Annotated in this window: 23 protein-coding genes; 13 read left to right on the top strand and 10 right to left on the bottom strand. The window is 58.3% G+C overall.

Features of this window, described 5'->3' with window-relative positions; genetic code table 11:
* Positions 1–28: 28 nt before the first annotated feature.
* Complete coding sequence (locus KPHS_29390; protein YP_005227239.1) at positions 29–1,399, bottom strand: 6-phospho-beta-glucosidase; 1,371 nt, start codon at positions 1,397–1,399, stop codon at positions 29–31.
* Between the two features lie 443 nt (positions 1,400–1,842).
* Between KPHS_29390 and KPHS_29380 the strand changes: the two genes are divergently transcribed.
* Positions 1,843–2,883 carry a putative oxidoreductase gene (locus tag KPHS_29380; RefSeq protein ID YP_005227238.1) on the top strand — a complete coding sequence of 347 codons (1,041 nt, stop codon included), beginning with the start codon at positions 1,843–1,845 and terminating at the stop codon, positions 2,881–2,883.
* Positions 2,884–2,918: 35 nt separating this feature from the next.
* Here KPHS_29380 and KPHS_29370 read toward each other — a convergent pair whose 3' ends face one another.
* Both KPHS_29370 and KPHS_29360 read right to left on the bottom strand, forming a co-directional pair.
* Positions 2,919–3,920 (bottom strand): adenosine deaminase, encoded by a 1,002-nt coding sequence (locus tag KPHS_29370; protein ID YP_005227237.1) that lies wholly within the window; start codon positions 3,918–3,920, stop codon positions 2,919–2,921.
* A gap of 157 nt (positions 3,921–4,077) precedes the next feature.
* Positions 4,078–5,232 carry a major facilitator family transporter gene (locus tag KPHS_29360; protein YP_005227236.1) on the bottom strand — a complete coding sequence of 385 codons (1,155 nt, stop codon included), beginning with the start codon at positions 5,230–5,232 and terminating at the stop codon, positions 4,078–4,080.
* Between the two features lie 274 nt (positions 5,233–5,506).
* On the opposite strand from KPHS_29360, the gene KPHS_29350 reads away from it, so the two are divergent.
* Both KPHS_29350 and KPHS_29340 read left to right on the top strand, forming a co-directional pair.
* Complete coding sequence (locus KPHS_29350; RefSeq protein ID YP_005227235.1) at positions 5,507–5,890, top strand: putative transcriptional regulator; 384 nt, start codon at positions 5,507–5,509, stop codon at positions 5,888–5,890.
* A gap of 243 nt (positions 5,891–6,133) precedes the next feature.
* Complete coding sequence (locus KPHS_29340; RefSeq protein ID YP_005227234.1) at positions 6,134–6,319, top strand: hypothetical protein; 186 nt, start codon at positions 6,134–6,136, stop codon at positions 6,317–6,319.
* A gap of 9 nt (positions 6,320–6,328) precedes the next feature.
* Here the strand turns inward: KPHS_29340 and KPHS_29330 are convergent, their stop codons facing one another.
* The gene (locus tag KPHS_29330) at positions 6,329–6,691 is read right to left on the bottom strand and encodes a hypothetical protein (protein YP_005227233.1); all 363 of its coding nucleotides are present in this window, start codon (positions 6,689–6,691) and stop codon (positions 6,329–6,331) included.
* 259 nt (positions 6,692–6,950) lie between these two features.
* On the opposite strand from KPHS_29330, the gene KPHS_29320 reads away from it, so the two are divergent.
* The 3 genes from KPHS_29320 to KPHS_29300 all read left to right on the top strand — a co-directional run bounded on the left by KPHS_29320 (position 6,951) and on the right by KPHS_29300 (position 9,002).
* A complete protein-coding gene (locus KPHS_29320; RefSeq protein ID YP_005227232.1) occupies positions 6,951–7,478 on the top strand; it encodes a cytochrome b561 in 528 nt (175 codons plus the stop codon).
* Positions 7,479–7,583: 105 nt separating this feature from the next.
* Positions 7,584–7,859 carry a metal/formaldehyde-sensitive transcriptional repressor gene (locus KPHS_29310; RefSeq protein YP_005227231.1) on the top strand — a complete coding sequence of 92 codons (276 nt, stop codon included), beginning with the start codon at positions 7,584–7,586 and terminating at the stop codon, positions 7,857–7,859.
* Positions 7,860–7,883: 24 nt separating this feature from the next.
* Positions 7,884–9,002, top strand: a complete 1,119-nt coding sequence (locus KPHS_29300; protein ID YP_005227230.1) for an alcohol dehydrogenase class III — start codon at positions 7,884–7,886, stop codon at positions 9,000–9,002.
* A 69-nt stretch (positions 9,003–9,071) separates the two neighbouring features.
* Here KPHS_29300 and KPHS_29290 read toward each other — a convergent pair whose 3' ends face one another.
* The 4 genes from KPHS_29290 to KPHS_29260 form a co-directional block, all read right to left on the bottom strand.
* Positions 9,072–11,444, bottom strand: coding sequence for a glucose dehydrogenase (locus KPHS_29290; RefSeq protein ID YP_005227229.1), 2,373 nt, complete (start codon positions 11,442–11,444; stop codon positions 9,072–9,074).
* A 300-nt stretch (positions 11,445–11,744) separates the two neighbouring features.
* On the bottom strand, positions 11,745–12,668 hold the full coding sequence (locus tag KPHS_29280; RefSeq protein ID YP_005227228.1) for a putative transcriptional regulator (LysR family): 924 nt from the start codon (positions 12,666–12,668) through the stop codon (positions 11,745–11,747).
* Between the two features lie 177 nt (positions 12,669–12,845).
* Positions 12,846–13,466: an intradiol ring-cleavage dioxygenase gene (locus KPHS_29270; RefSeq protein ID YP_005227227.1), complete on the bottom strand. Its 621-nt coding sequence runs from the start codon at positions 13,464–13,466 to the stop codon at positions 12,846–12,848.
* The gene (locus tag KPHS_29260; protein YP_005227226.1) at positions 13,463–14,203 is read right to left on the bottom strand and encodes a protocatechuate 3,4-dioxygenase subunit beta; all 741 of its coding nucleotides are present in this window, start codon (positions 14,201–14,203) and stop codon (positions 13,463–13,465) included. The genes KPHS_29270 and KPHS_29260 overlap by 4 nt, the downstream gene beginning before the upstream one ends.
* A 238-nt stretch (positions 14,204–14,441) precedes the next feature.
* Between KPHS_29260 and KPHS_29250 the strand changes: the two genes are divergently transcribed.
* A complete protein-coding gene (locus tag KPHS_29250; RefSeq protein ID YP_005227225.1) occupies positions 14,442–15,785 on the top strand; it encodes a VOC family protein in 1,344 nt (447 codons plus the stop codon).
* 41 nt (positions 15,786–15,826) lie between these two features.
* Entirely contained in the window at positions 15,827–17,332 is a 1,506-nt protein-coding gene (locus tag KPHS_29240) for a putative carboxylesterase (RefSeq protein ID YP_005227224.1), read from the top strand.
* Positions 17,333–17,378: 46 nt separating this feature from the next.
* Here the strand turns inward: KPHS_29240 and KPHS_29230 are convergent, their stop codons facing one another.
* On the bottom strand, positions 17,379–18,467 hold the full coding sequence (locus KPHS_29230; protein ID YP_005227223.1) for a Zinc-containing alcohol dehydrogenase superfamily protein: 1,089 nt from the start codon (positions 18,465–18,467) through the stop codon (positions 17,379–17,381).
* 437 nt (positions 18,468–18,904) lie between these two features.
* On the opposite strand from KPHS_29230, the gene KPHS_29220 reads away from it, so the two are divergent.
* Entirely contained in the window at positions 18,905–20,560 is a 1,656-nt protein-coding gene (locus tag KPHS_29220; RefSeq protein YP_005227222.1) for a glucan biosynthesis protein, read from the top strand.
* Positions 20,561–20,613: 53 nt separating this feature from the next.
* Positions 20,614–21,192: a ribosomal-protein-L7/L12-serine acetyltransferase gene (locus KPHS_29210; RefSeq protein ID YP_005227221.1), complete on the top strand. Its 579-nt coding sequence runs from the start codon at positions 20,614–20,616 to the stop codon at positions 21,190–21,192.
* Here KPHS_29210 and KPHS_29200 read toward each other — a convergent pair.
* The gene (locus KPHS_29200) at positions 21,178–22,158 is read right to left on the bottom strand and encodes a putative LpxA-like enzyme (RefSeq protein ID YP_005227220.1); all 981 of its coding nucleotides are present in this window, start codon (positions 22,156–22,158) and stop codon (positions 21,178–21,180) included. The two genes, KPHS_29210 and KPHS_29200, sit on opposite strands and share 15 nt — an antisense overlap.
* A 111-nt stretch (positions 22,159–22,269) precedes the next feature.
* Between KPHS_29200 and KPHS_29190 the strand changes: the two genes are divergently transcribed.
* The 3 genes from KPHS_29190 to KPHS_29170 all read left to right on the top strand — a co-directional run bounded on the left by KPHS_29190 (position 22,270) and on the right by KPHS_29170 (position 24,797).
* Positions 22,270–23,274 carry a TDT family K+-tellurite ethidium and proflavin transport protein gene (locus KPHS_29190; RefSeq protein YP_005227219.1) on the top strand — a complete coding sequence of 335 codons (1,005 nt, stop codon included), beginning with the start codon at positions 22,270–22,272 and terminating at the stop codon, positions 23,272–23,274.
* Positions 23,271–23,867 (top strand): putative methyltransferase for tellurite resistance, encoded by a 597-nt coding sequence (locus tag KPHS_29180; protein ID YP_005227218.1) that lies wholly within the window; start codon positions 23,271–23,273, stop codon positions 23,865–23,867. The genes KPHS_29190 and KPHS_29180 overlap by 4 nt, the downstream gene beginning before the upstream one ends.
* A gap of 261 nt (positions 23,868–24,128) precedes the next feature.
* A complete protein-coding gene (locus tag KPHS_29170) occupies positions 24,129–24,797 on the top strand; it encodes a DUF3313 domain-containing protein (RefSeq protein ID YP_005227217.1) in 669 nt (222 codons plus the stop codon).
* Positions 24,798–24,835: the final 38 nt, after the last annotated feature.

The following is a 24,835-nucleotide window of genomic DNA, read 5'->3' as shown; positions in this document are numbered from 1 at the left end:
GGCGCCGAATGGCGCCCGCAAGAGAAGATTAACGCTGTTCGCCGTGACTGGCAATAACAGATTTGTACCAATAAAAACTCTTCTTTCGTTTCCGCGCCAGATTTTGCTGGTGATCGACATAGACAAAACCATATTGCTTTTGATAGCCGTTGAGCCAGCTCAGCAGATCGATAAATGACCAGGGGTAATAGCCGCGCACATCTGCCCCCAGCGCCAGCGCTTTTTCGAGGGCGCCAATATGGCTGCTGAGATAATCAATCCGCGGGTCGTCGACCACTTCCCCGTCAATAATCGGGTCCTTCGCGCCGAGGCCATTCTCGGTGATATATATCGGAATATCGCCATAGCGCGCCTTAATCATCATAATGCCGTCAGTTAGCCCCTGCGGCCAGATTTCCCAGCCCCATTCGGTATATGTACTCTGGGGATTACGCACGAAATAGAATAATCCCTCCACGCCAGGCTCACCGCCGGTAGCGATCTCAGGCGGCTGGGCAGATACCGTTTCCCGGCGATAGTAATTCAGACCGATAAAGTCGCAGCGGTTGTCACGGAGCAGCGCGTCGTCGCCTGGAGCAAAGCGAGGTACCCCCCACAGCGCCTGGGTCTGCGCCAGCAGGTCGGCAGGATAGGTGCCTTTCAGCACCGGATCGTACAGCCAGTGAGTATGGATGGCGTCAGCCAGTTCGGTGGCCTTAATGTCCGCCTCGCTGTCGGTGAGCGGGGTATGCGGTTGCAGTACGTTGACGAAGCCAATCTCGCCGGCCACAGCCATCTCGCGAAAGGCCTTCACCGCCAGCGCATGGGCGATAAATACGTGGTGGCAGGCCTGAATAGCACGCGCCGGATCGCGGACCGCCGGGGGATGGAGGCCGTTAATGTAGCCGTGCCCAATGAAGACAATGGTTTCGTTGAAGGTAGCCCACAGCTTCACCCGTGAACCAAAGCGCGCATAGCACAGGCGGGCGTACTCGGCGAAGGCCTCGGCGGTAGTGCGCGCTTCCCAGCCGCCCTCATCCTGCAGGGCCTGCGGCAGATCCCAGTGATAGAGGGTGATCATCGGCTCAATATTGTGCGCCAGCAGTTCGTCGATCAGATCGCTGTAAAACTGGACTCCCGCTTCATTCACCTTACCGCGCCCGGCGGGCAGCAGGCGGGGCCAGGAGATGGAGAATCGATAGCTTTGCAGGCCCATTTCGGCCATTAACGCCACGTCTTCGCGAAAACGGTGATAGTGGTCGACGGCAATATCGCCGGTGGTGCCTTCAAAGGTGGTACCCGGCAGATGAGAGTAGATATCCCAGATTGACGGTCCTTTACCGTCGGCGTCGTGTCCTCCCTCAACCTGATACGCTGCGGTAGCGGCACCCCATAAGAAATTGTGCGGAAAAGCGGCCATGAAAAAGCTCCCTGTCTGATGATAAAGGGAGTGTAATAAAAGCGCGAGCATACGTGCAACCGGTTTCTGAAACCGGTTGCACAGTTGCGAGGCGGGTCACTGTTTTAACGCGGAGCTACTTCGTGTGCACCACATCCGCTGGCGGTGGGGACTGATAGTTATCTATATGGTGTGCGATAACCAAAAGCAGTGCCGAAATACCAAAAACAACCCAGCCAATAAGTTCTACAATACGGGTAAAAACAGTTGTCATAACACTTCAATATCCTTTGAACACAGCGTGAAATGTTACTCGATGGTCAGCAGATCACAAGGGGTATCTGTCTGATTTCTCACACTTGCATGTAAGTCGCAAAGTAAGGAATGATAAGTTTTGCTCACGGTTTGTAAAATTATTCTCATTAACCTGGTGTTGATATCAGTTGCATAAGCGAGGCGGTAAGATGAGCGATGCGATCCGGGTGGGGCTGGTGGGGTTCGGTTACGCCAGCAAAACGTTTCATGCGCCGTTGATCGGCGGCACGCCGGGTATGGCGCTGAAGGCGGTCGCCAGCAGCGACGCCGATAAGGTCCATGCCGATTGGCCTGGCGTGAAGGTAATGAGTGCGCCGGGGGATCTGCTGGACGACCCGGATATCGATCTGGTGGTCATCGCCACCCCGAACGACACCCACTTTCCGCTGGCGAAAGCGGCGCTGGAGGCGGGAAAGCATGTTGTGGTGGATAAATCCTTTACCGTGACACTGTCACAAGCTCGCGAGCTGGAAAGCCTGGCGAAGCACTGCGGTCGGATACTTTCGGTGTTTCATAACCGGCGCTGGGACAGCGATTTCTTAACGGTCAGCGCGTTGATCAACGAAGGTCAGCTGGGGGAGGTGTGTTACTTCGAGTCGCATTTCGATCGCTTCCGACCACAGGTGCGCCAGCGCTGGCGTGAGCAGGCAGGTCCTGGCAGCGGCATATGGTATGACCTCGCGCCGCATCTGCTCGACCAGGTCGTGGTGCTGTTTGGCCTGCCGGTAAGCATCACGGTGGACCTCGCGCAGCTTCGGCCCGGCGCGCAATCCACCGACTATTTTCACGCCGTGCTGGCCTATCCGCAGCGGCGGGTAGTACTGCATGGTACGTTACTCGCCGCCGCGGAGAGCGCGCGCTTTATCGTCCACGGCTCGCGGGCCAGCTATATTAAGTACGGCCTTGACCCGCAGGAGGAGCGGCTAAAAAACGGTGAACGGCTGCCGCAGGAGGACTGGGGATATGATATGCGCGACGGTACCCTGACCCGTGCGGAAGGGGATGAACGTAGTCAGGAGAAATGGCTGACGCTACCGGGTAATTATCCCGCTTACTATGCCGCTATCCGCGACGCGCTTAACGGCGTAGGGGAAAACCCGGTCTCGGCCAGCGAGGCGATTCAGATAATGACCCTGATTGAGTTGGGTATCGAGTCGGCCAGACATCGCGCCACGCTCAGCCTGGTCTGAGGAGGAGCCCGGCAGCACGGCTGCCGGGCCGGTTATCAGCCTTTGGCAACCCGCTGAATGAGGGCGGCTTTTTCCTGTTCGCCGAGGAACGCCAGGGTCAGGCCGTTGATCTGCGCCTGACGGATCTGCTCCCGGCTCAGCCCTGCCGCCGGCGCCGCCACGGTATACTCGTGAATGATGTCCACACCCTGGACCGCCGGATCGTCAGTGTTGAGGCTCGCCAGCACGCCGTGCTCAAGGAACTGCTTCAGCGGATGCTGGGCCAGGGAGGCCACGGTGCTGGTTTGCACGTTCGAGGTCAGGCAGGATTCAATCCCGATGCGGTGCTCGGCCAGGTAGTCCATCAGGGCTGGATCCTCTACCGCTTTAACCCCATGGCCGATGCGCTCCGCGCCCAGCTCACGAATGGCCTGCCAGATACTTTCCGGGCCGGCCGCTTCGCCCGCGTGGACGGTGATATGCCACCCGGCGTCGCGGGCCTGGTTAAAATGGTTGCGGAACAGCGTACCCGGGAAGCCGAGCTCATCGCCGGCGAGGTCGAGGGCAGTGATGCCCTCGCGGTGGGCGAGCAGCGCCGCCAGCTCTTCCTGACAGGCGGCTTCGCCGAAGGTGCGGCTCAGAATACCGATCAGCCGGGCGTCGACCTGGAAATCGCGGCATCCCTCTTGAACCCCGGCAATTACCGCCTCTACCACGCCGTCGACCGGCAGCCGGTGGGTCATCGCCATATAGCGGGGAGAGAAGCGCAGCTCAACGTAGTGCAGGCCATTTCGCGCCGCGTCTTCGACGTTCTCATACGCCACGCGGCGACAGGCTTCCAGCGAGGCCAGGACCTTTACCCCCCAGTCGAGCTTGGCGAGGAAACTAACCAGATCGGGCTCAAGGCTGGTGACCTGGACGTGCGGACGCAGCGTGTCGAGGGTGGTTGCGGGAAGAGCGATATTAAATTCGCGGCCAAGATCGAGGATGGTTTGGGCCCGGATGTTACCGTCAAGATGACGATGAATGTCGGTTAATGGCAATGAGGAATCAATCATGGTCGCACTCTTTTTTTAGTTAAAGTGCACGTCATTATACAACATGAACATAACTGTTTAAAAGCATTGAAAAAATGTATGCGATACAAATAGCTGGCAGCAATCAGGTCAGCGTTACGGTCTTTTTGACGGGCCCCTTTAAAACGCAGAACGAATATCATGATTGACGCGATCCTGACCAGATCAGAAATGCACACGCGCTGACCGCGGCGCCCGCAAGGCAGACCGCCTGCCATCCCCAGTGGGAATAAAGCTGTGTGGCAACGATAGCCCCTGCCGCGCTGCCCAGCGAATAAAAACACATGTAAGCCCCAACCAGGCGGCTTGCCGCTGCAGGCCTGGCGGCAATGATCAGGCTCTGGCTGGAGACATGAACGGCCTGTACCGCAAAGTCCAGCGCAATGACGCCAGCTATCAGCCAAAGCAGAGAGGTTTCGGCATAGCCGATAGGAAGCCATGAGATGGTCAGCAGCGCCAGCGCCAGGCCGGTAGTGCGCTGAGCCCATCCCTGGTCAGCCCACTTGCCCGCTCTGGCGGCGGCCAGCATGCCAGCGAAGCCGGCTAAGCCAAACATCCCCGTCTGGGTGTGCGAGAGGGAAAGGGCGGTGAGCGGCATGACCATGGTCGTCCATAGCATGCTGAAAGCGGCGAAGATAAATAGCGCCAGGATCCCGCGCTTTCTCAGTTGCGGCTCGGTGAGGTACAGCTGAAACACGGACTTCAATAAGGAAAGGTAAGTCGGCTTTTGCGGCTGCGGCTGCTGCGGGGGCGAAGGCATGATTTTCCAGACGATCCCGGCAATCATCAACATCAGACAGGCAGCCGTGAGATACACGGCTCGCCAGCCGGCGATATCGGCTATCGCGCCTGAGATAAACCGAGATAACAGGATGCCTGAAACAATGCCGCTGGTCAGGGTACCCACCGCCTGGCCTCGTTTCTGCGGCGTCGCCAGTATTGCCACCCAGGCCACCAGCACCTGCACCACAACGGCCATCAGGCCGACGATCAGCATGGCGCCAAGCAGAGTTACTATATTGGGGGATAACCCTGCCGCGACTAACGCCGCTACTGAAAGCAACAGTTGACTCATCACCACGTATTTACGGTTCAACCAGTCCCCGAGCGGAACCAGGAACAGCAGGCCAATGGCATAGCCCGCCTGCGTAGCGGTGATGACGCTGCCAATCATGCCTGGCGACACCTTCAGGCTGACCGCCATCGAGTCGAGTAAAGGCTGTGCTGAATAAACATTGGCTACTGCCAGCGCGCAGGTTAGTGAAAACAACGCCGTTATCCCTGTGGTCAGCATCGTGTCAGGGACTGACGCAGTTTGGATCCTTTGGCCGGTACATCTACTTGCCTTACATTTCATAAGAGACCCTCTGTCTGGTTGCTTTTTAAAACTAGTGTACCTATAGAATTAGCCTTGCTGGTTTTTTTTTGCAACTGGTAAAGGTGAGGATTAAGCTAGATCAGTAGATAAATTGATAAGGAGCGCGCAGATGGCAAAGCAGGAATCACTTAGAACCAGTGAATGTCCGGTGGCGAGAACGTTGGAATCAATTGGTGAACGCTGGTGCCTGATGATTATCCGCGAAGCATTTGACGATGTGCGGAGATTCAGCGAGTTTCAAAAAAATTTGGGGCTGGCCAAAAATATCCTTGCCTCGCGGCTGAAGCATCTGGTTGATATCGGTATTTTCGAGATTTTACCGGCATCGGATGGCAGCGCATACAAGGAATATGTCCTGACTGAAAAGGGGCGCTCCGTGTTTCCCATTGTTGTGGCGCTGCGGCAATGGGGAGAGCGTTATATGTTTGAGCAAGGGGAAACCTATTCGGTCCTGCTGGATAACGCGCACGGCCAGCCCCTTCAGTATCTGGATGTGCGTTCCGCTCAGGGGGATAAACTGCAACCAGGCGACTGTCATCGCCGGCGCATTGTGTCCGATACCCGCGCCGAATAATGGCGTGAAGAATTTGCAGGATACCAGCGAGAATACGAGCGTACCGCTAAAGGGTCATGGAACAATCCTGACGTGTTTTTTTGCGAACTGCTTCTGATGCCAAAGCTCCGGACGCGTGAAAGTGACCCACCGCCAACCGCAGGAGGCGGTGCATAACCATTTACAATTATATTTTATTTGAATGTATTCATGTTACATATTAAATTCTGCTTACTTTATCGACGATGAGGCAAGGATGCGGATGTGGAGAGCGTAATCCATAACAATATTGAGGGTTTTCTGCTGTTGTTATTAAGCATGTGGCCGATTCTGCTGGTGGTATTCATTGGCGTCGCAATTTCATTCTATACCATGCTGTTACGCAAGACGGCGCTGGCCTGCCTGCTTTTCGCCCTCGCCATCGGCGCCGCAGGCTGGAGTCTCGCTTAGCCGCTGGCCTCAGGGTTTATCCAGCAGGCTCATACTGGAGGCGGCGGCGCCATCATTCAGATTGGCGGGCGAATGCCAGTCGCGACCCGCCAGCGCACTGTCGCTCTGTCCGCTGCCGACGCCTTGCTGCGTCGACAGCGATGAACCTTCCAGTGCTTCATCCGCCCCTGACCGATCGGGCAGGGAACTGGTATAGCCGCCATTATTCGAGTACGTATCCATGCCGTTGACTTCGTTAGGCACCGTGTCGGTAGTCGTACCGTCATCGTTAATGCAAAAAGAGCCGCCAATGCCGTTTGGCTGACAGTCTGCAGCAAAAGCCGGACTGGCCAGCGCGGTCAGTAGCAATAACGGTAAGCCGATTTCCTTCATTCTTATCTCCCAGGGCCGTGTGGTCTGCCAGACATTCTGTACTATAGCGGCGGCAGTAGCGCGGTAAGTAACAAAACTGTGTAATTTTGTAATGACCGGTGGACGGTTTGTCGTTCGGCCAGGAAAGAGCGTGCGTTAAGCGTGGCATAGCGGCTCGGCAGAAAGCGGTAATCAATTGTTAATTCTACGTAAAGGTTAATGAAAATTTAAGGGAACGCCGCTATGTTGGCAGCATCATACTTTCCATAAAGGATATGCCATGCGCGATAAATATTCCGGCCTGCAGATTGGGATTCACTGGCTGGTTTTTTTGCTGGTAGTAGTAGCCTATGCGGCGATGGAGCTGCGCGGGTTTTTTCCCCGCAGTGAACGGCCATTGATTAATATGGTGCATGTTTCCTGCGGGATCACCATTTTCGTGCTGATGGTGGCGCGTCTGCTGGTGCGGCTGAAATCGCCGGCGCCGCCGATCGTACCGAAACCATCGCCGATGATGACCGGTTTCGCCCATCTTGGTCACCTGGCGATCTATTTGCTGTTCATTGCCTTGCCGTTGATCGGCATGGTGATGATGTACTGGCGCGGTAACCCCTGGTATGCCTTTGGTCTGACCATGCCGTATGCCCCGCAGAGCGATTTTGAGCGGGTGGATACCCTGAAGGCGATCCATGAATGGTTGGCCAATGCCGGGTACTTTGTGATTGGCCTGCATGCTCTCGCCGCGCTGCTCCATCATTACTGGTGGAAGGATAATACTCTGCTGCGAATGATGCCTCGTAAGCGCTAAATCATCCTCTTTCACTTCCTGACCCCGTCCCGCGACGGGGTTTTTTTTTGCCTTCACCGTTAATAGAATATAGTATACCCCCCTATATGATACGGAGGCGTAATCGTGCCACATTCACCTGAAGATAAAAAACGGGCGCTCAGCCGCGTAAGACGCATCCGCGGCCAGGTCGAAGCCCTTGAGCGCGCGCTGGAGTCCGGCGAGCCCTGTATGACTATTCTGCAGCAGATCGCCTCGATTCGCGGGGCGGCGAACGGCCTGATGGGCGAAATGGTGGAGATCCACCTGCAGGACGAGCTGGTCAGCGGCGACACCACCCCTGAGCAGCGGGCCGCGAGAATGGCAGAGGTCGGTCATCTGCTACGATCCTATTTAAAATAACATCACGACGAGGAAGAGACAGTTATGAAATCACGCGCAGCAGTGGCCTTCGGCCCCGGTCAGCCGTTAAAAATCGTTGAGATTGACGTCGCGCCGCCGAAAAAAGGCGAAGTTCTGGTGAAAATCACCCACACCGGGGTGTGTCATACCGATGCCTTCACCCTCTCCGGTGACGATCCGGAAGGTGTCTTCCCGGCGGTGCTGGGCCATGAGGGCGGCGGGATTGTCGTGGAAGTAGGCGAGGGCGTCACCAGCCTTAAGCCGGGCGATCACGTCATTCCGCTGTATACCGCCGAATGTGGCGAGTGCAAATTCTGTAAGTCGGGTAAAACCAACCTCTGTCAGGCGGTGCGTGCCACCCAGGGTAAAGGACTGATGCCGGACGGCACCACTCGTTTCTCGTACAATGGCGAACCGATCTATCACTATATGGGCACCAGCACCTTCAGCGAATATACGGTTTGCGCCGAGATTTCGCTGGCGAAAGTCAATCCGCAGGCGCCTTTGGATAAAGTGTGCCTGCTGGGCTGCGGCGTAACCACCGGTATCGGCGCGGTGCATAACACGGCGAAGGTCAAGGCCGGGGATACCGTCGCGGTCTTTGGTCTGGGCGGCATTGGTCTGGCGGTGATCCAGGGCGCGGTGCAGGCGCAGGCCGGGCGCATTCTGGCGGTTGATACCAACCCGGATAAGTTCACTCTCGCTAAAGAGATGGGCGCGACCGATTTTATCAATCCGAACGACTACGATAAGCCGATTCAGGATGTGATCGTTGAGTTGACCGACGGCGGGGTGGATTTCAGCTTCGAGTGCATCGGCAATGTAAATGTGATGCGCGCGGCGCTGGAGTGCTGCCATAAAGGCTGGGGTGAGAGCGTGATCATCGGTGTAGCCGGCGCCGGGCAGGAGATCAAGACCCGTCCGTTCCAGCTGGTGACCGGCCGCGTGTGGCGCGGTTCCGCCTTCGGCGGCGTAAAAGGGCGCAGTCAGCTGCCGGGCATGGTGGAAGACGCCATGGCGGGTAAAATTCGCCTCGATCCGTTTATTACCCATCGCCTGCCGCTGGAGCAGATTAACGAGGCCTTTGATCTGATGCATGAAGGTAAATCGATTCGCACCGTGATCCACTTTGGCGACCAGTAATCCCCGACGCTGAAGGCGAATCGTCACCCATAAAAAAAGGGCCCGGATGGGCCCTTTTGTTTATGTCGATCAGTGATGGTCTGGGAGCGCGTAGGCGATGATGTAATCGCCGCGATCCGGTGACTGACGGGCGCCGCCGGCATTGATAATGATGTACTGCTTACCGGTTTTCGGTGAGACGTAGGTCATCGGGCCGGACTGGCTGCCGACCGGCAGACGCGATTTCCAGATCTCTTTGCCGTTGGCGGTATCAAAGGCGCGCAGGTAGAAATCCTGGGTGCCGGCGAAGAACAGCAGTCCGGACTGCGTTGCCAGCGATGCGCCAAGGGGCGGCATGCCGATTGGAATTGGCATGTGCATACGGATCCCCAGCGGCCCGGTGTCTTCTACGGTGCCAACCGGCACCTGCCACACCAGTTTCCCGGTTTTCAGATCCACCGCGGACATGGTGCCGAACGGCGGCTTCTGGCACGGAATGCCCAGCGGCGACAGGAAACGTTCGCGCATCGCGCCAAACGGCGTGCCTTCCATCGGCACGATGCCCATCTCGATCCCGCTGGCGTCTTTCGCCACCTTCGCGCGCGGCACCATATAGTTGGCCAGGCCCAGACGCATATCGTTGACAAACATCAGGCTGTTGTTTGGATCCAGCGAAACACTGCCCCAGTTCATGCCGCCGAGCGAGCCCGGGAACTGCAGGGAACGGTCTTCACCTGGCGGGGTAAAGACGCCCTGATGGCGCATCTCTTTGAACTGAATACGGCACAGCAGCAGGTCGAACGGTGTCGCTCCCCACATATCGGACTCGGTCAACGTCTGGTTGCCGATCATCGGCATCCCTACCGAGTAAGGTTGCGTCGGCGAGTAGCGTTCACCTTTGACGTTGCCCGCCGGCACCGGACGCTCTTCCACTTTGGCCACCGGCTCGCCGGTCTCGCGGTTGAGCATAAAGATCATGCCCTGCTTGCTGGTCTGCACCAGCACCGGGGTGGTGCCGCCCTTGCCGTCAGGCAGATCGTACAGCAGCGGCTGAGACGGCAGGTCAAAGTCCCACAGATCGTGGTGTGTGGTCTGGAAGTGCCAGCGCACCTGGCCGGTGGTGGCATCCACGGCCACGATAGAGGAGCTGTATTTATCGTCCAGCGCGGTACGTTCGCCGCCAAAGAAATCTGGCGTGGCGTTGCCGGTGGGCAGATAGATCAGATTCAGCTTCGCGTCGTAGGACATCGCCGACCAGACGTTTGGCGTACCGCGCGTGTAGGTCTGGCCTTCCGGCGGAACACCGGTCAGCGCTGGATTGCCCGGATCCCACGCCCATGCCAGTTTGCCGGTGTGGACATCAAACGCGCGGACCACGCCCGGTGGTTCGCCAGTGGAGTAGTTATCCGCGACGCGGCCGCCCACCACCACCACATTGCCCGCCACCAGCGGGGTGGAGGTCTGCTGATAGTAACCCGCTTTCACTTCACCCATGCCGACGCTGAGGTCGACAATACCGCGATCGCCGAAGCTTTCGCACAGTTTGCCGGTATCGGCATCAATGGCGATCAGGCGGGCGTCGATGGTCGGCAGGAACAGACGACGGGAACAGGCGGCCGGCTGCGTGCCTGCCGCTGGCGCGGTTTGCGCCTGGCTATCTTCATAATAGCCTAAGCCCCGGCAGCGCTGCCAGTTGGGTGAAGAGGATTTGGAGTCATAGCGCCATTTCTCTTTTCCGCTGTCCACATCCAGCGCCAGCACTTTACTGTAAGGGGTACAGACATAGAGAGTATCGCCAATCTGCAGCGGGGTGTTCTGATCTTCTGCGCCCGAGCCGTTGCTCTGTGGGATATCGCCAGTATGCGCTACCCAGGCAACCTGCAGCTGGTTGACGTTTTGTTTGTTGATTTGGTCGAGGGCGGCGAAACGGTCGCCGTGGGTGGTGTTACCCCAGTGCGCCCAGTTTTTCTGCTGTTCGCCTGGCGCGACGGGCTTGACTGGTACCGCTTCAGTCGCGCTGACCAGCGGTGCGGATTTGAACATCCAGCCAAAGCTCACCGCCAGCGCCACGGCGAGAACGGCGGCGACGCCATAGGCCGGGCCTTTTTTCGCCGGTGGGCTGGCGAGGAAAGGCCAGACCAGGGCGGCCAGGAAGGCCAGTACGCCGAGCGCAAACAGGCGCGAGAAGAGCGGCCAGTAGTTCCAGCCAGCGTCACTAATCGCCCAGATCACCGAGGCGATAAACGCCACGGCGTATAACAGAATACCGCCGCGGCGGTTGCGGAAAATCAACACCGCCGCGATGACCATGACCACGCCCATCAGCGCGAAGTACAGTGTACCGCCGACGAGGGCCAGTTTTGCCCCAAGAATACCCACAGCCAGACCGATGATGAGCATCAGTCCGGCGAGAAGCCACTGCAGGATCCGGGGGAATCCGCGCGGCGCGTTGCCAGTTGCCATGTAATCTCCTTAACCACACCAGCCACCTCACTGTGAACCAAATGAAACATGTTGCTTTTGAATCATTTTTGAATGAAGTGGTTTTAACCTTCATAAAACTGTATTTGTTGCTTGATTAGATTTCGAGTGAACCATTTGGTGAAATCGAGACATGATAGATCTGTTAAAGAAGTTTGCGCAAATGTTAATAAATAATTTCGCACTAAATGATTATTTTGCCGAATATGTCTAACGTCATGGGGAGCGGCGTCGGCGCGTTTGCAGGTTCCCCGGCCGCTGCGGGCCGGGGAGAAAGGGGGGTCAGGCAGGCATGGACTTACGGATAGCGCTGAGCAGCGTCTGCGTACCCGGGGTCAGTGTCGCATCGACGCGGGTTAAAATGCCGATGGGCTCTCCGGCGCCCTGGGTGGCGATCGGCAGGGCGGTTAGCACGCCACGGCGAAGATCGTCTTTTACCGCCCCGGAAGGGACAAACCAGACATAGTCAAAATCCACCGTCAGCTGGCGCGACAGGGAGGCGGAGAGGGTCTCGATGCAGCCGGCGGGCATCTTACAGCCCTGGCTCTGGAGCAGCGCTTCGGCGTTTTGCCGCGGCACGGTGCCTTTAGGTGAGACCACCACCGGCCACTCCATCACCCGACTAAGGGTCACCGTCTCCTGAAGCAGGGGATGTCCCGGGCGAACCACCAGCTTCAGGGATTCAAGGAACAACAGTTCGTAATGCAGCCCGCTCATCAGCTCCGGGTCGGACATACGTCCAATGCCGATGTCGATCTCCCCGGATTTTAAGCCGGCGAGCAGCATGGTGTTGTTCATAGTGGCGACCTGCAGCGTGATATCTTTTTGCTGCTTGTGAAACTGGCCGATCACCGTCGGCAGGATCCCCAGCGCGGCGGTGGGCAGCGCGCCGATGCGCACGATGTCGTTATTCAGGCCCTCTTTGCGGTTCAGCGCCTGGCCGGCCGAATTAAGGGCGTCAAGCACCTTAACGGCATGCGTCAGAAACTGTTCGCCGACCAGGGTTAGCTGCGCCCCAAGACGACCCCGCTCGAACAGCCGGGTACCGGTCAGCTGTTCTAGCTCGTTAAGCGTTTTCGAGAGTGCTGGCTGGCTCAGATTTAATGTTTCAGCCGCGCGCCCCAGCGTTCCCTGTTGAGCGACGGCCACGAAGGTGTGTAGATGGCGCAAGCGAATGCGCTGACTGAAGAGACCATTTTTTTCCATAGTAAGATGATGTTAAAAACACAGCGGTGAAAGAGACAAGCGGACTTGTTTAAATTTGATAACCAGATAGCAAAATATTATTAACATTTGAGTTGGTTACATGACAAGATCTTTCCCTGTGGTTGAAAACGCCTTCGCCCCGCAGAAACGGGGCGAAGGTGGTGGTCACCGCGACGGCTAAATATCGAAAAAGACGGTTTCGTTCTCGCCCTGCAGATGAATGTCAAAACGATAGACCACTTCCGTACCGCGAACCTCGCGCTCGGCGATTAAGGTTTTGCGTCTCACCTCCCACTCGATGAGATTCAGCACCGGGTCGCTGGCGTTGGCCTCGTGTTCATCGGCAAAGTACATCCGCGTATTCAGGCCAATATTGATCCCCCGCGCCACCACCCACAGGTTGACGTGCGGCGCCATCAGCCGGCCATCGCGACCGACCACCGGGCCCGGCTTGATGGTTTCAAAGCGCCAAATGCCGGAGGTGAAATCAGAGCAGGTACGCCCCCAGCCGCGGAAGGCCGGGTCGACGGCTTTATGCTGTTGACGATCGTCAGGATGGTTATAGCGACCCGCGGCGTTGGCCTGCCAGATCTCCAGCAGCACATCGCGGACCGGCGTCCCGGAGCCGTCGATGACCCGGCCTTCAATGGTGATGCGCTCCCCGGCGGTATCGGCGGTAGTGAGGACCGGGCCAAAATTTTTCTCAAAAATATGAAAGCCTGCGGCGTCCGGCGCCAGGCCGATATGAACATAGGGTCCCGCCGTCTGCGAGGCGGTTTCAGGCAGATACTCTTTCATCGGGCGGCCCCCTGAGTGCGATTTTCAAACAGCGTGGCGCGGTGGCCGCGCAGAACAAGGTCGAAGCGGTAGGCCAGACAATCCAGCGGTACGGCGGCGTGCATGTCCAGCTCGGCGATCAGCGTGCGCACGGCGTCGTCATTATTAATAGTCCTGACGATCGGGCACTGCTTAATCAGCGGGTCGCCTTCAAAATACATCTGGGTGATCAGGCGCTGGGCCCAGGCGTCGCCTGAGAGAGAAAAATGGATATGCGCCGGACGCCAGTCGCTGGCCTGGTTGCGCCAGGGGTAGGGGCCAGGTTTGATGGTGCGAAAACAGTAATAGCCGTTTTCATCGGTAAGCACCCGGCCGCAGCCGCCAAAGTTCGGGTCAATCGGCGCCAGATACTGATCTTTTTTATGCCGGTAGCGACCGCCAGCATTGGCTTGCCAGACTTCCACCAGCGTATTTTTCATCGGTCGGCCGAATCCATCGCGCACGTAACCGTGGACGATGATCCGCTCGCCGATCGGCAGGCCTTCTTTGGCATAGTTCAGGATTAGGTCATTATCCAGAGGGCCGAGGTCGTCGCGGCTAAATACCGGGCCGGTGATCTCTGACAGCGAGTTCTGCAGAGAGATGAGGGCGTTTTTTGGCGAGCGCAGGACGCTGGTTTTATAGCCCGGCGCGTAAGCGGGCGGGTGGCTACTGTAATCGCGATGGACAACCTCACGTGGGGACCATTTGTCGTTCATAGGGTACTCCGTGTAGACGGTAGAGGGGCATATTGTTGTAATGTCGCCAGAAGCAGTGTGTGTAAATGTATTGTTAATTTAAAGTGAAATTACAGGGTGTTTTTCATAACTATGGGTTATGTTTTGCGCAATGACCTGGACCGGCGGCAGGTTATCGCCATCACAGTTTGTAAATTCTTCCCCCGCGGCGAGGCAGCTTTCCTACACTCCAGGAAGTATTCACTGGAGGTAACACATCATGGCGAACACCATCACGGCTGATGAGATTCGGGAGCACTTTTCGCAGGCCATGTCGGCCATGTACCAGCAGGAAGTTCCGCAGTACGGAACGCTGCTGGAGCTGGTGGCTGACGTCAACCTGGCGGTACTGGAAAATTATCCGCAGCTGCATGAACAGCTCGCTAACGCTGACGAGCTGGCGCGCTTAAACGTGGAGCGCCACGGCGCGATTCGCGTGGGCACAGCGGAAGAACTGGCGACGCTCCGTCGCATGTTTGCCATCATGGGGATGTATCCCGTTAGCTATTACGATCTCTCGCAGGCCGGCGTGCCGGTCCACTCCACGGCGTTTCGTCCCATCGACGATGCCGCGCTGGCGCGCAATCCATTTCGGATTTTCACCTCGCTGCTGCGCCTGGAGCTGATTGAAAATCGCGCCCTGCGCGAGCGGGCCGAGGCGATCCTCGCGCGGCGCAAAATCTTCACCCCCCGCTGCCTGGCGCTGATTGCGCAGTATGAAGCAGAGGGCGAATTCACCTCTGCCGACGCGCGCGAGTTTGTCCAGGAGGCGCTGGAGACGTTCCGCTGGCACCGGCAAGCCACCGTCGATGAGGAGACTTACCATGCTCTGCATCGCGAGCACCGCCTGATTGCCGATGTGGTCTGTTTCCCGGGGTGTCATATCAACCATCTCACGCCGCGGACGCTGGATATTGACCGCGTCCAGTCCCTGATGCCGGAGTGCGGTATTGAACCCAAAGCGTTGATTGAAGGGCCACCGCGCCGGGAGGTCCCGATCCTCCTGCGGCAGACCAGCTTTAAGGCGCTTGAGGAGCCGGTGATGTTCGCCGGAGAACACCGAGGCACCCATAGCGCCCGCTTTGGCGAAATTGAGCAGCGGGGCGTGGCGCTGACGCCGAAAGGGCGCGCGCTGTACGATCGGCTGCTGCAGGCGGCAGGAACCGGGAAAGACAATCTCAGCCACCAGCAGCATCTACAGGAGGTGTTTAGCGAATTTCCCGACAGCGAATTTCTGCTCCGTCAGCAGGGGCTGGCCTGGTTTCGCTACCGCCTGACGCCCACGGGTGAGGCACATCGCCAGGCGTTTCGCCCGGGCGACGATCCGCAGCCGCTGATTGAGCGCGGGTGGGTGGTCGCCCAGCCGATTATTTATGAAGATTTTTTACCGGTCAGCGCGGCGGGCATTTTTCAGTCCAATCTGGGCAACGAAACCCAGGCGCGCAGCCACGGGAACGCCAGTCGCGAGGCGTTTGAGGCAGCTCTGGGCTGCCCGGTGCAGGATGAGTTTGAACTATACCGACAGGCGGAGGAGCGCAGCAAACGACGTTGCGGTCTGCTGTAAAATCAGTACCCTGCTGGCATCAGCCTTACAGGGAGCAGGTTATGCAACATCCGTCGAAACCGTTGGCGAAAACCCGTCAGGGAACGCTGGCCGGGAGCGCAGAACAGGGGATTCATATCTGGCGCGGCATTCCGTACGCCGCGCCGCCCGTGGGCCCGCTGCGCTGGCGCGCGCCGCAGCCAGCCGCCCGCTGGCAGGGGGTACGTCCAGCCGAGACCTTTTCCGCCGCCAGCTGGCAGGACATTGACTACTGCCGCGAGCTCGGCGGCGGCGATCCTGGCGCCTTCAGCGAAGACTGCTTATATCTCAACGTCTGGGCCCCGGCCAGCGCAGCGCAGCCGCTGCCGGTGATGGTCTGGCTGCACGGCGGCGGGTTTACCATCGGCGCCGGCAGCCTGCCGCCTTACGATGGCAAAGCGCTTGCCAGCCGCGACGTGGTGGTGGTGACAGTTAACTACCGGCTGGGCCATCTCGGCTTTTTCTCCCATCCGGCGCTGGAAGAAGAGGCGGGCGAACGTCTCTATAATTTCGCGTTGCTCGATCAGATTGCCGCTCTGCAGTGGGTTCAGGAGAATATCCACGCCTTCGGCGGGGATGCCGCCAACGTCACGCTGTTTGGCGAATCCGCCGGGGCGCGCAGCGTGCTGTCGCTAATGGCCTCCCCGAAAGCGAAAGGGCTGTTTCATAAAGCGATTATTCAGAGCGGGTATACGCTACCCGATCTGCCGCGGGAAAAAGCGCTGGAAAAAGGGCGCCTGCTGGCGGAACACTTCGCCTTACCGCAAGCCAGCGCTGAGGAATTGCGGGCGATCCCCGCGGAGGCCTTCTGGTCGCTCACCGCGCCGCTGAATACCGGGCCAGCGCCTATTGCCGGAGACGCGGTGCTGCCGCAGCCGATGCTGGAGACCTTCTTTGCCGGCCGCCAGCATCCGATACCGGTGATGATCGGCTCCAATAGCGATGAAGCCAGCGTGATGGCCGTGTTCGGCGTCGATATTGCCGGGCAGATCCAGAAGCTGCGCCGAGAGCGCCGTCTGGGGCTGGGGCTGATCAAACTCCTCTATCCCGGCGTGAAGGGCGATGAAGCGCTGGGGCGGGAAGTATGCCGCGACATGGCCTTCACCACCCTTGGTTATGTAGTGATGCAGGCGCAACAGCGCGTGGGTCAGCCGTGCTGGCGCTACTGGTTTGATTATGTCGCGGAAGCGGAGCATGACGCCTACCCGCATGGGGCCTGGCATGGCAACGAGGTGCCCTACGTGTTTGATAACCTGCGGTTGACCGACCCGGTGCGGCAGTACGCCAGCGAAGCGGATCTGGCCTTCGCCGCTCAGGTCGCTGACTACTGGGCGCAGTTTGCCCGCCTCGCCAGCGGCGAGCAGACGCTTTCCGGCGCAGTGCGCTGGCCGGCGTGCCTGCGCGGGCGGGATCGCCTGTTGCGCATTGGCTTGCATAAGCGCGCCGGGTTTAAAGTGGAGAACCGCTTTATGCGCGCCAGACTGGCGCTGTTTCGCCGGGTGATGAAGCATCACGTGACGCTGGAATAAATCCCATAATGCGCAACTGTCGCCACCGACCGGTGGCGACGTTATCTCACATGACCACCACCGGCTTGATCACCTTGCCGGACGCCGAATCGGCGAAGGCCTGGTTGATATCGGCCAACGGATAGCGGGCGATAAGCTTATCGATAGGGAATTTTCCCTGTTTATAGAGTTGCACCAACCGCGGAATAAACAGCGCCGGCACGGCGTCGCCTTCAATCACCCCGACCAGCGATTTTCCCTCCGCCATCAGGTCGTTCTGCACGTTAAGGGTGATATCTCCGGTAAAGCCCACAATCGCCACCGTTCCCAGCGGTTTCACCGCGTGTACGGCCTGCAGAACGATAGCGGAGACGCCGGTCGTTTCCACCGCGTAGTGGGCGCCTTTACCGGTGATTTGTTTAATCACGGCGACGGCATCCTGTTCCTTGCCGTTGATCTGATGGGTGGCGCCCAGTTCGCCCGCCAGGGCGAGGCGGCTGGCATGGATATCCACCGCGATAATCTGTGAACAGCCGGTTAATTTCGCTGCCATGATGGCGCTGAGCCCCACCGCGCCGCAGCCAAACACCACCAGCGATTCGCCGACCACCGGTTTCAGGCGGTTGAGCACCGTCCCGCTACCGGTCTGGATACCGCAGCCCAGCGGGCCGAGCAGGGTGAGATCAACCTCCGGGTCGACCACGACCGCGTTGCTGGCGCGGGTGACCACATACTGGCTGAAAGACGACTGGCCAAAGAACAGGGACAGATCCTGGTCTCCCAGCCGGTAGGGGGTGGTGCCATCCCCGCGTCGGCCGCCAAAATTAAGCGTATTAAAATCTTCGCAAGCCGAAGGGTGGTTGCTTAAACAATTTTCGCAGTCGTGGCAGGCGGCGTAGCTGAGCACCACGTGGTCTCCTACCCTGATGCCGCTAACCGCCTCGCCGACGCTGGCAACGATCCCGGCGCCTTCATGGCCGAGGATCGCCGGCATAGGCACAACCCCGGGGTTGTCGCGCATCACGGCGTCGGTATGGCAGACGCCGGTGGCGACAATTTTCACTAATATCTCGTCCTTCCCCGGCGGGGCGACCTCGACGTCTTTGATGACAAAAGGCTGCTGGTAGCCCAGCGTGACGGCTGCTTTCACTTGCATGGCATGACTCCTGAATGAATTCCCTGGAGAGCGTGGCGGGACAGCCCGAACGGCTCTCCCCTGTTGGCCGCTAACGTGAAGAAAGATAGCGGTTATCGGGGAAAAGTTAGCACCAGGCGCGATGGAAATTTGCGCGAATCGTGCCTAAAAAACGCGCGCGGCGAGGAGCGATACATGGGGTGAATATTCAGCACTGGAGAATAGATTTCCCTTGAATAGTCAGGGGTAAAAAGCGGCAGGCAGCGTGTATGCCCTGGCTACACGTCAGAGGAAATGAAAAAAACAGGCTGTTCCTCTGGACAGGGCTTTTTTACCTTTTTTCTGCTGGCAACAATTGGATTATTAATCGTTTTTGTCTAGAGTGGGCGGAAATTATCACGCAGCGTGATGACGCGTTGCGAATCAATTCACCCGTGCAGAAGGACGCTTTCTCAGGCATGAACCGCAGACGTTTTCTTAAATCTTCCATGGCTGTTGCCGCCGTATGCGGAACGTCAGGAGTCGCTTCCTTATTCAGTCAGGCCGCTTTTGCCGAAGACGCGGGCATTGCCGACGGGCAAACGCGTCGTTTTGATTATGCTGTTCTGCAGGCGATGGCTCACGATCTGGCGCGCCAGCCGTGGGGCGGCGCCCCGCGCGATCTGCCGCCGACGCTCGCCAATCTCACCCCGCAGGCCTATAACAGCATCCAGTACGATGCCAACCACTCGCTGTGGAACAATATTGAAGAGCGTAAGCTGGACATCCAGTTTTTCCACGTCGGGATGGGGTTCCGTCGCCGCGTGCGGATGTTCTCTTTAGACGCCAGCACCCAGCAGGCGCGCGAGATCCACTTCCGTCCGGAGCTGTTTAAGTACAATGACGCCGGTGTGGATACCCGTCAGCTGGAAGGACAGTCTGACCTCGGCTTCGCCGGGTTCCGGGTGTTTAAAGCGCCGGAGCTGGCGCGCCGCGATATCGTGGCGTTCCTCGGCGCCAGCTACTTCCGCGCGGTAGACAGCACCTATCAGTATGGCCTGTCGGCCCGCGGTCTGGCGGTGGATACCTTTACCGATACCCCGGAAGAGTTTCCCGACTTTACGTCGTTCTGGTTCGAAACGGTCAAAGGGGACGCCACGGTGTTTACCGTTTACGCGCTGCTGGACAGCCCGAGCATCACTGGCGCCTACAAGTTCACCATCCACTGCCAGGATACCCAGGTTATCATGGACGTGGAAAACCACCTGTACGCCCGCAAGGATATCAAACAGCTGGGTATCGCGCCGATGACCAGTATGTTCAGCTGCGGCAATAATGAGCGGCGGATGTGCGACACCATCCATCCGCAAATCCACGACTCCGATCGGCTGTCAATGTGGTTGGGCAACGGGGAATGGGTCTGCCGGCCGCTGAATAACCCGCAGAAGCTGCAGTTCAATGCCTTCCAGGACAAGAACCCGCGCGGCTTTGGTCTGTTGCAGCTGGACCGTGATTTCTCCCACTACCAGGATGTGATGGGCTGGTATAACAAGCGTCCCAGCCTGTGGGTTGAGCCGCGTAACCAGTGGGGCAAAGGGGCGGTCAGCCTGATGGAGATCCCAACTACCGGCGAAACGCTGGATAATATCGTCTGCTTCTGGCAGCCGGAAAAGGCGGTGAAGGCGGGCGACGAACTGGACTTCCGCTACCGTCTTTACTGGAGCGCGCAGCCGCCGGTGAGCACTCCGCTGGCGCGCGTTCTGGCCACCCGCACCGGGATGGGGGGCTTCCCCGAAGGATGGGCGCCGGGTGAACACTACCCGGATAAGTGGGCGCGTCGTTTTGCCATCGACTTTGTCGGCGGCGATTTGAAGGCGGCCGCGCCGCGCGGTATTGAACCGGTGATCACCCTCTCCAGCGGGGAAGCGAAGCAGATTGAGATCCTCTACGTCGAGCCGTTCGATGGCTACCGGATCCTTTTCGACTGGTATCCGACCACCGACTCAACCGACCCGGTGGAGATGCGTCTGTTCCTGCGCTGTCAGGGAGAAGCCATCAGCGAAACCTGGCTCTATCAGTATTTCCCGCCGGCAGCAGATAAACGAAACTACGTTGACGATCGGATCATGAAATAACCCTGAGTCACCCGACGCCCGCAGGCAGTCCCTGCGGGCCAGAAGAGAGCGCTATGACCGCAGATATCCTAGCAGTACCTGAGTCGATCCCGGTAACCGACGCGCTGACGCTAATCGCCATTGATGAGCGCTACGTTAGCGACCTGCACCAGCTGGTGGTCAAAAACCAGCGCTGGCTACAGCAGTCGCTCAGTTGGCCCGCCGAGGTGCGCAGCGAAGACGAGACCCGCCGCCATGTGCAGGGCAACGTGATGCTGCATCAGCGGGATTACGCCAAAATGTTTTTGCTGTTTCTCGATAAGCAGCTAGTCGGGGTCCTGTCGTTCAATCAGATCGAGCCGCAGAATAAAACGGCCTATATTGGCTACTGGATCGATGAAGAGCACCAGGGGCAAGGGCTGCTTTCCCGTTCATTACAGGCCTTTATCCGCCATTATGCCGCCAGCGGGCTGGTGCGCCGGTTTGTGATCAAATGCCGGGTGGCGAACACCCGCAGCAACCAGGTAGCGTTGCGCAACGGGTTTGTTCTGGAAGGCTGTCTCCGACAAGCCGAGTATCTGAACGGTAGCTATGACGATCAGAATATCTACGCCCGCATTATTGACCGCGATGAGGCATTAAAGCGCGCCTAACAGCGGCGTGCGGGTGATGTGCTGCTGGCCGTCAAGCGTTTTCGGGCCGCGCAGATGAATGGCCTCTCCCTCCTGTGCGGCAATCTGCACCTCGTCATTGATGGAGACCTGGTGCTCAACGATCACATCGCCGGTGATGACTGTCCGCCCCTGGATCAGCACATCGTCGTCGAGCAGAATCGGACCACCTCGCAGCTGCGCCTCGCCGCCGACCATCGCCCGATGCTTCAGCAGGCAGTTGCCTTCAATCACCGCATTCTCTGCCACCTGCGAACTGTAGCGCACGGTGGGAATGGCATCCTCTCCGCGACCGGCGATCAGACGCGCGTGCCCGTATACCCGGGCGTTATCGCATACCCAGACGTCGTTTTCTTCGTTCCCTTCAAGTCTTGCCTGGTCAAACACTTCCGCCCGATGTTCGACAAACGCATGCTCAACGAAGGCATCGCCGTAGATTTGCGCCTGGTGGAGAATGCGCGAGGCGCTGACGATGGCTCGCTGATAGATCTGCAGGACTTTGTCGCGATCGGCGGTTAACCCGCGCGCGGCAATCACCTGGCAGTGGGGGAGAAGACGCGCCTCGTCGGCAAGGCGACAATAACCGCGCACCTGGCTCTGCGTAACCGTGACGTTGTCACTGATCTGCGCGTGATGGCTGATCTGCGCGGCGTGAATGCAGGCCTGTCCGCCGATGGTGGCCTCATGGCTGACCACGCAGAACCCGGTTAAGCGGGCGTCGTCGCGGATGCGCGCCCCGGCGAAGACCACGCTGTTGACATCGTAGATCCAGCACTCCCCCTGCTGGCTGAGAGCGCATTCCTCATCCACCCAGCCGCCTTCGCTGCCCGCTTTAACGTCAGCGAAATCAATAAGCGCCACGATCTGGCGCAGGGTGACGCTTTGTTTGCCATGCTCTTCCTCATAACAATACTGCCGGGTCTGTTCGCTGAGACGGTATTTACGCATGGCCGATCCTTATTACTTATGGTTAACATAAACATAGCAAAGATCGCCATAGCGCGCGGGATAAGGTTCCTTTAGAATGCAACTTCAAATTAAATTGATATCATCAATAAAATGAATAAAACGCAAACGCCGCGGCAGGTGCTAAACCTGCCGGCGGGTTATTTTGGCATGGTGCTCGGCACCATCGGAATGGGCTTCGCCTGGCGTTACGCCAGCACCCTTTGGCCGGTCAGCCGCAGCATTGGTGATGGGCTGGTGACGCTGGCGATGGCGATGTGGGTCCTGCTCAGCATGGCGTTTATCAGCCGGGCGATCCGCTTTCCGGCGAGCGTGCTGCGGGAGATGCGTCATCCGGTGAGCAGCAGCTTCGTCAGCCTGTTTCCGGCCACCACGCTGTTGGTGGCGATTGGTTTGGCTCCCTGGTGCCGGCCGCTGGCGATCGGGCTGTTTGTGCCGGGCGTGGCGCTGCAGCTCGCCTATGCCGCCTGGCAAAGCGGTGGGCTATGGCGGGGGAACCATCCTCGCGAGGCCACCACGCCGGGGTTGTATCTGCCGACAGTAGCCAATAATTTTATCAGCGCGATGGCCTGCGGCGCGCTGGGATTTTCCGATGCCGGACTGGTGTTCCTCGGCGCCGGGGTCTTCTCCTGGCTGAGCCTCGAGCCGGCGATCCTCCAGCGTCTGCGCAGCGCAGGCGAGCTGCCGACGCCGCTGCGCACCTCGCTGGGGATCCAGCTGGCGCCTGCGCTGGTGGCCTGCAGCGCCTGGCTCAGCGTCAACGGCGGGGAGGCCGATACCTTCGCTAAGCTGCTGTTTGGTTACGGCCTGCTGCAGCTGCTGTTTATGCTCCGTCTGATGCCCTGGTATCTTCGTCAGCCGTTCAATGCTTCTTTCTGGAGCTTTTCGTTCGGCATTTCCGCGCTGGCCACCACCGGTCTGCATCTCGGCCAGGCCAGGGGAGACGGCTTTTTTCATCATCTGGCGATGCCGCTATTTATTTTTAGCAATCTGGTTGTCGGCCTGCTGCTGCTGCGTACAGCGTTGCTGTTGGTCAGCGGGAAACTGTTGCTCCAGGTCGACCGGGAAACACTCCTGAATAAGAAGGAAGGATCATGACAAAGCGTGACGCGGATTATTTTAGTCAAAAATACAGCCTGACCCGCACCCATTCCGAGGTGCTGCATGCCGCGACGATTGTGCCGCCGGGGCGGGCGCTGGATCTGGGCTGCGGCAACGGGCGTAACAGCCTTTATCTGGCGGCGAACGGCTTCGCGGTGACGGCGTGGGATAAAAATCCGATGAGCGTCAACAATCTGGAAAGTATTCGCGCCGCCGAGCGACTGGATAATCTGCAAACGGCGGTGAAAGACCTCAACAGCCTGAGCTTTGATGGCGAGTATGACCTGATCCTCTCCACCGTAGTGATGATGTTCCTCGAGCCTGACACCATCCCGGGCCTGATCGCCAATATGCAGCGCTGCACCGCCGCCGGCGGCTATAACCTGATTGTGGCGGCGATGGATACCGAAGACTATCCCTGCACCGTCGGCTTCCCGTTTGCCTTTAAACCTGATGAGCTTCGTGATTATTACCAGGGCTGGGAGCTGCTGAAATACAATGAGGACGTCGGCGAGCTGCATCGCACCGACGCCAACGGCAATCGCATCAAATTGCGCTTCGCCACCCTGTTGGCGCGCAAGCCTGCCTGATTCGCCGCGGCGTGGGAAGCTGAGCATGGCTCGCGCCGCATTCCCCGCCAGAGCCTGGGCAAGACAGAGACCCGTTGCGGCGAAAATGAGCCTGGAAAACCGCGCGATACCCCTTTTAAGTGATTATTTATTAACGTAATGTTCAGGCCATCAATATTTATAAATCTTCCTTGACGAAGCCCTTTTTTTGTCACAAAACTAGTGGGTCCTATTTGCTATAACGTCTGCCGAAAAAAAAACTGCATTTACAGGGATCTCTCTATGCGTACTCGCGTTTTACTGAAAGTCGCCGCTCTGGCGGGAATATTGGCGTTGACCGGCTGCGCGGCGAAAGTGGCGCAACCGGATCAGTATTCGGGCTTCTTAAAAGATTATTCCAGTTTGAAAGAAACGACCTCTGCCTCCGGCAAGCCGGAGCTGCGCTGGATCGATCCGAACTTCAATCCGGCCAACTATGACAATATCGTTTATCACCCGGTGACCTACTATCCGGTACCGAAGCCGACCACCCAGGTAGGGGAGAAGGCGCTGCAGGATATTCTTAACTACACCAACAAAGAGCTGAAACAGGCTATTTCCGAGCGTAAACCGCTGGCCACTACCGCCGGCAAGCGCAGCCTCATCTTCCGCGGGGCGATCACCGGGGTGGACTCCAGCAAAGAGGGGCTGCAGTTCTATGAAGTGATCCCGGTCGCTATGATTGTCGCCGGCACCCAGGCCGCCACCGGCCATCGTACCATGGACACCGATCTGTACTTTGAGGCGGAGGTCATTGACGCCAGCACCAATAAGCCGGTCATCAAGGTCGTACGTAAAGGGGAAGGCAAAACCCTGGCGAATGAGAATACACCGCTGACCGTCGATACCCTGAAGCAGGTTATCGATGATATGGCGGTCGACGCCGTTAAATTCGATCCCTCTCAGCGTTAATCGTGCCAGCGCCGTCTGACGACGGCGCTGTTTTTCTT

This window comes from Klebsiella pneumoniae subsp. pneumoniae HS11286, assembly GCF_000240185.1.
Lineage (GTDB): Bacteria > Pseudomonadota > Gammaproteobacteria > Enterobacterales > Enterobacteriaceae > Klebsiella > Klebsiella pneumoniae.
The sequence above is the reverse complement of the archived record's forward strand: the minus strand, read 5'-3'. Positions and strand labels throughout refer to the sequence as shown.

Bases quoted from the DNA above. Each gene is read 5' to 3' on its own strand.
- KPHS_29390 (YP_005227239.1), bottom strand. From the start codon at position 1,399: ATGGCCGCTTTTCCGCACAATTTCTTATGGGGTGCCGCTACCGCAGCG.
- KPHS_29380 (YP_005227238.1), top strand. From the start codon at position 1,843: ATGAGCGATGCGATCCGGGTGGGGCTGGTGGGGTTCGGTTACGCCAGC.
- KPHS_29370 (YP_005227237.1), bottom strand. From the start codon at position 3,920: ATGATTGATTCCTCATTGCCATTAACCGACATTCATCGTCATCTTGAC.
- KPHS_29360 (YP_005227236.1), bottom strand. From the start codon at position 5,232: ATGCTGACCACAGGGATAACGGCGTTGTTTTCACTAACCTGCGCGCTG.
- KPHS_29350 (YP_005227235.1), top strand. From the start codon at position 5,507: ATGATTATCCGCGAAGCATTTGACGATGTGCGGAGATTCAGCGAGTTT.
- KPHS_29330 (YP_005227233.1), bottom strand. From the start codon at position 6,691: ATGAAGGAAATCGGCTTACCGTTATTGCTACTGACCGCGCTGGCCAGT.
- KPHS_29320 (YP_005227232.1), top strand. From the start codon at position 6,951: ATGCGCGATAAATATTCCGGCCTGCAGATTGGGATTCACTGGCTGGTT.
- KPHS_29300 (YP_005227230.1), top strand. From the start codon at position 7,884: ATGAAATCACGCGCAGCAGTGGCCTTCGGCCCCGGTCAGCCGTTAAAA.
- KPHS_29290 (YP_005227229.1), bottom strand. From the start codon at position 11,444: ATGGCAACTGGCAACGCGCCGCGCGGATTCCCCCGGATCCTGCAGTGG.
- KPHS_29280 (YP_005227228.1), bottom strand. From the start codon at position 12,668: ATGGAAAAAAATGGTCTCTTCAGTCAGCGCATTCGCTTGCGCCATCTA.
- KPHS_29270 (YP_005227227.1), bottom strand. From the start codon at position 13,466: ATGAAAGAGTATCTGCCTGAAACCGCCTCGCAGACGGCGGGACCCTAT.
- KPHS_29260 (YP_005227226.1), bottom strand. From the start codon at position 14,203: ATGAACGACAAATGGTCCCCACGTGAGGTTGTCCATCGCGATTACAGT.
- KPHS_29250 (YP_005227225.1), top strand. From the start codon at position 14,442: ATGGCGAACACCATCACGGCTGATGAGATTCGGGAGCACTTTTCGCAG.
- KPHS_29240 (YP_005227224.1), top strand. From the start codon at position 15,827: ATGCAACATCCGTCGAAACCGTTGGCGAAAACCCGTCAGGGAACGCTG.
- KPHS_29230 (YP_005227223.1), bottom strand. From the start codon at position 18,467: ATGCAAGTGAAAGCAGCCGTCACGCTGGGCTACCAGCAGCCTTTTGTC.
- KPHS_29220 (YP_005227222.1), top strand. From the start codon at position 18,905: ATGAACCGCAGACGTTTTCTTAAATCTTCCATGGCTGTTGCCGCCGTA.
- KPHS_29210 (YP_005227221.1), top strand. From the start codon at position 20,614: ATGACCGCAGATATCCTAGCAGTACCTGAGTCGATCCCGGTAACCGAC.
- KPHS_29200 (YP_005227220.1), bottom strand. From the start codon at position 22,158: ATGCGTAAATACCGTCTCAGCGAACAGACCCGGCAGTATTGTTATGAG.
- KPHS_29190 (YP_005227219.1), top strand. From the start codon at position 22,270: ATGAATAAAACGCAAACGCCGCGGCAGGTGCTAAACCTGCCGGCGGGT.
- KPHS_29180 (YP_005227218.1), top strand. From the start codon at position 23,271: ATGACAAAGCGTGACGCGGATTATTTTAGTCAAAAATACAGCCTGACC.
- KPHS_29170 (YP_005227217.1), top strand. From the start codon at position 24,129: ATGCGTACTCGCGTTTTACTGAAAGTCGCCGCTCTGGCGGGAATATTG.